The organism is Methylobacterium sp. WL116, from assembly GCF_008039455.1.
In the GTDB taxonomy this organism is placed as follows: domain Bacteria; phylum Pseudomonadota; class Alphaproteobacteria; order Rhizobiales; family Beijerinckiaceae; genus Methylobacterium.
The window spans coordinates 1-4,549 of sequence record NZ_VRUV01000375.1; the positions used below are offsets into that span (position 1 = coordinate 1).

At 69.3% G+C, this 4,549-nt stretch carries 3 protein-coding genes and 1 pseudogene; 3 read left to right on the forward strand and 1 reads right to left on the reverse strand.

Annotated features, from left to right (window positions below; translation table 11 throughout):
• A partial coding sequence (locus FV223_RS20780) for a transglycosylase SLT domain-containing protein (RefSeq protein WP_348644813.1) occupies positions 1–999 on the reverse strand: 999 nt, incomplete at its 3' end.
• Between the two features lie 389 nt (positions 1,000–1,388).
• Here FV223_RS20780 and FV223_RS20785 point away from each other — a divergent pair.
• The 3 genes and pseudogenes from FV223_RS20785 to FV223_RS20795 form a co-directional block, all read left to right on the forward strand.
• Entirely contained in the window at positions 1,389–2,582 is a 1,194-nt protein-coding gene (locus FV223_RS20785) for an inositol-3-phosphate synthase (protein ID WP_147728787.1), read from the forward strand.
• 53 nt (positions 2,583–2,635) lie between these two features.
• On the forward strand, positions 2,636–3,514 hold the full coding sequence (locus FV223_RS20790; RefSeq protein ID WP_147728788.1) for an HD domain-containing protein: 879 nt from the start codon (positions 2,636–2,638) through the stop codon (positions 3,512–3,514).
• Between the two features lie 86 nt (positions 3,515–3,600).
• Positions 3,601–4,434, forward strand: a pseudogene (locus FV223_RS20795) (methyltransferase domain-containing protein); the annotation flags it as partial.
• Between the last annotated feature and the right edge of the window lie 115 nt (positions 4,435–4,549).

Consider the following 4,549-nt stretch of genomic DNA (forward strand, 5'->3'; position numbering starts at 1 on the left):
GCCTCCCGACGGCGAGTGATCGCTCAGGCGCCGGTCGATCATGCCGTCGATCCGGTCGTAGACCTCGGCCACCGTGAGGTGGCGCCGCGCCTTGCCGGCGGCCTTGTCGGCCTTCTGCGTGAACAGCGCCCGGTTGGCCCGCGCCGCGCTGCGGAACTCGCGCTCGGCGACCTCGTCCGGGCGGTCGGCGCTCATCGTCAGGAATCGCCCGGCGCTCGACGTGCCGAGGAAATGCGCGAAGTACAGCTCCGACGTGGTCAGCGCCCGGCCGACGCGCGCCTCGATGCGCCCGCGGTCGCGCTTGATCAGCTCCGCCGCCATCAGCGCGGCGACGTAGGGGTCCTTCCGCAGCGACAGCACCCGGTCGCGCATCGGCGCGGCGACGGTGATCGCGGCGCCGCGGCCCTTCACGGCGGCCGCCTCGGCGTCGAGGCCGTAGCGGGCGCCGAAGTCGCGGATCATCTCGAGCCAGGTGGCGGTGACGAACTGGAACAGGCCCTCGGCCGACGAGGTCTGCGCCTTCACGTCGGTCGCGAAGCTGGATTCCTTGTCGGCCAGCGCCATCAGGTAGACCGGGTCGACGCCCGCTGCGGCGGCGGCCTTCAGGATCGTGTCGACGATCCGGCGCGGCACGCCGACCTTACCGAAACGGATGGTGTCGTCGGTCTCCGGCGACGGCTGGGGCAGGGCGGCGAGGTCGCCGGCGATCAGCGCGCTGGTGGCCGGTTCCTGCTCGATGACGGGAACGCCGCTCCACTCGGAAGGGTTGTGGGAAGGTCCGGCGCTGGCCAGGTCGATCGCGGCGCGGGGACGCTCGTCGATCCGGTCGTGGGCCGAGGCCGCCGGCGCGAAGGCGGCCTGCGGCACGACGAACCCGGCGAGCAGGGCGGCCAGCCCCAGCGCGGCGCTCCTGCGGCGCAGGGCGGACGGGCGGCGAAATCCGGCCTCGTTCCGCTGCGTCCCGCACACGGCCCGCGGCAGCCAAACCACGGTGTCCACTTCACAATTCGACTCGATAGGCACGAGTCGGCTCACGTCGTCGGCGCAGAGCGCCGGCTCCGGGAAAACCCCCATTGCTGGTCCTTTTCGTGCCGCGGCGTTCATCGGCCGGGCTTCGATCAAGCGGCGGCTCTATCGCCGGATGCCGTGACCACAATGGGACGGCTCGGTGATCCAAGCGTGGCACGCTTAAGGAGCGGTTAACGCTCTCTTTTCACGAATTCTTAACCAGCCGTTCGGGTCCCATTCAGCCCTAGGTTGGCACAAAGATGTCGCATTCGGGCTTGGAACGTTGCACCCGAGCGCCAGTTAGCATGGGCCACGCAGGGCGGTCCGCATCGGCCCGTTCGAAGTCCCTGCGTCCGAAGCGTTTAAGGAATTTTCTCCCCATGAGCATGCAGACCGGTCGTCGCGTCGGCGTTGCGTTCGTCGGCATGGGTGGCGCCGTCGCCACCACAGCCATCGCCGGCATCGAGATGATCAAGTCCGGATCGAACCGCCTCGACGGTCTGCCTCTCGCGGGCGTCGCAGTCGCCGGAATGGCCGACTACAAGGATCTCGTCTTCGCCGGATGGGATCTGAACGGTGACGATCTCGCCTCCGCCGCGCAGGGGCACGGCGTGCTCACCAAGCAGGACATCGAGAACGGTGCCCAGGTGCTGAAGGGCATCCAGCCCTGGCCGGCCGTGGGCAGCGCGAAGTTCTGCAAGAACATCGACGGCGCCAATCGCATCGTCGCCGCCGACCATCGCGAGGCGGTGTCGATCATCGCCGCCGACCTCCGCCGCTTCAAGCAGGAGAGCAACCTCGACGAGGTCGTGGTGGTGAACCTCGCCTCCACCGAGCGCTGGCCCGACCTCACCGCCGCCGTGCTCAACTCGACCGAAGCCTTTGAGAAGGGCCTCGATACCAGCGACGAGCACATCTCGCCGGCGATGCTCTACGCCTATGCGGCGATCAAGAGCGGCGTGCCCTACGCCAACTTCACTCCGAGCATCGCCGCCGACGTGCCGGCGCTGCTGTCGCTCGCCACCGAGATGAACGTTCCGGTGGCTGGCAAGGACGGCAAGACCGGCCAGACCATGATGAAGACGGTTCTCGCACCGGCCTTCAAGGCGCGCGCCCTTCACGTCGACGGTTGGTTCTCGACCAACATCCTCGGCAACCGCGACGGCCTCGCCCTCAACGACCCGGCCTCGCTGCAGTCGAAGATCAACACCAAGGGCACGGTGCTCGACTCGATCCTCGGCTACCCGGTCGAGGATCACTTGGTCCACATCCACTATTACCGCCCGCGCGGCGACGACAAGGAAGCCTGGGACAACATCGACATCACCGGCTTCATGGGCCAGCGCATGCAGGTGAAGGTCAACTTCCTGTGCAAGGACTCGATCCTCGCAGCCCCGCTCGTCATTGAGATCGCCCGCGTCCTCGACCTCGCCAAGAAGCGCGGCGACGGCGGCGTGCAGGAGCAGCTTTCGACCTTCTTCAAGGCGCCGATGGTGAAGAACGGCCACGGTCCCGAGCACGATTTCGGCAAGCAGGGCAAGATGCTGCTCGATTGGCTGGACGGCGACCGCTGATGTCGGACGGCGTTCCGGCGACCGGCGGGTCCGGGCCTGCGGCGCCCGCCGAAATGCGCGACCTGCTCGTTGAGATGAACGATCTCAAGCGCGTCCGGTCCGCCGGACGCGTCGGCTCCATCGCCGAGCGTCTGTTCGCGCAGGGTTGGAGTGCCCTGACGGGCGGAGCACCCGCCGAGGATGTGGCGCTCGACGTCGCCGCGACGGCTCTGGCCGCAACGCGGCTGTGCGATCTCGATGCCGCATTCCTGGCCGCTGCGGGCCTGCCGGACGGGGCCGTGTCGGGCGTCCTCGTCGAGGGGTTCGACAGCGTCACGACGGCACTCGATCCTCACCTGCGCGATGCGCTTCGCGACCGGCTTCGCCATCGTGCCGATCATCGGCAGGGCACGGTGCCGGGTTTCGTCGCGGCCCTGGCGCAGCAGCCGCGGGCGGGCGTCACTTGTCCCGGGCGTCCCCGCATCCTGCTCGAGCCCCCCGAGAACCATGCCGAGCACAGCCTCGTGGTCGCGGTCTACGGCGTCGTGCTGAGCCCGTTCTACCGGGCCGATCCGGCGACCGTGTTCCTCGCCGCGATGGCGCATCACTTCCACAACGCCGCGATGCCCGATGCCGGCTTCACCGGCGAGATACTGCTCGGCGACCATCTCGGCCCGATCATGGCGCGGACGACCCAATGGGCGCTCGACGAGCTCGACGGCCCGCTGCGGGAATCGGTCGAGCGCGCTCGTGCGGTGCTGCCGGACGACGCGACGGCGGAAGGCCGGGCGTTTCATGCGGCCGACTGCATCGACCGCGTGCTGCAGATCGCGCAGCACCTGCGCGCGGCCTCGCTCACCATGGGCACGGTGCTCGACGAGATGGAGCTGGTCCATGCCGGGCCGGTCAAAGGCTTCCACGATCGCGTGCTCGCGGATATGCGCATTCCGTAGAACCGACGTCGCGGCGCTCGTTCCGCGACGGACATACGACGCCATGCCGTTCCTGCCGTGACCGCGCCCGCGGCATCAGAGTTCCGATGATTCCCTTCGACCTGCGGTCGCCCGCGACCGGCCATGCGCTGAAGCCCGACACCGCGCATTCCCTGCGCGATGCCGACGCCGGCGAGCGCTGGCCGGTGGTCGACGGCATCCCCTATCTCCGGGTCGGCCGCGCCGACCTCGTCGCCCGCGTTCTCGCGCATCTTGACGCCGGCGAGGGCGACGCGGCGCTCGCGCTCCTCCTCGCCGATCAGGACGATTGGTGGACCGGCCCGCCGGCCGAGCCGGCCGATCTCTCCGCGCTGATCGCCGGCCGCGCCACGGCGACCCTGCGCGATGCCGTCCGCCTGCTCGGCTGGGGCCGCGTCGGCGATTACTTCCTGCACCGGTGGAGCGACCCGACCTATCTCGCCGGCCTTGCCCTGCTCGAAGCGCACTGGAACGATCCGGTCTGCGTCTTTGAGTTCGCCTGCGGCATCGGCCACTACCTGCGCACCCTGAAGCAGCGCGGCTGCAAGGTCGCGGGCGCCGACGTGGTCTTCGCCAAGCTCTGGGTCGCCCGGCACTGGGTGGTCGGCGCCGGTGCGCAGCTCGTCTGCTTCGATGCCGGCTCGGCGCATTGGCCGATCCCGGGCGCGCCGGTGGACCTCGTCGTCTGCAACGATGCTTTCTACTTCCTCGACGAGAAGGCGACGCTGCTCGACAACCTCCGCCAGAACGCCGGCGACGACGGCTGGCTGGCGCTCAGCCACATCCACAACAGCGACCGCCCCGGCTTCTCGGCCGGCCGCGCCGTCTCGGCCGACGAGATCGCCGAGCTGTTTCCCGACGCCCTCGTCTACGACGACGCCGAGCTGACCCGAGCCCTGGTCGCGGGGGGGGGGGCGGGGCCGCCCCCGGGGGGTTTTGAAAAAAGAAGGGGGCGGCGGCAATGAGGGTTGTGGTGTGGGGGGGGGGGGGGGGGTTTAAAAAAAAAAGGGGGGGGGG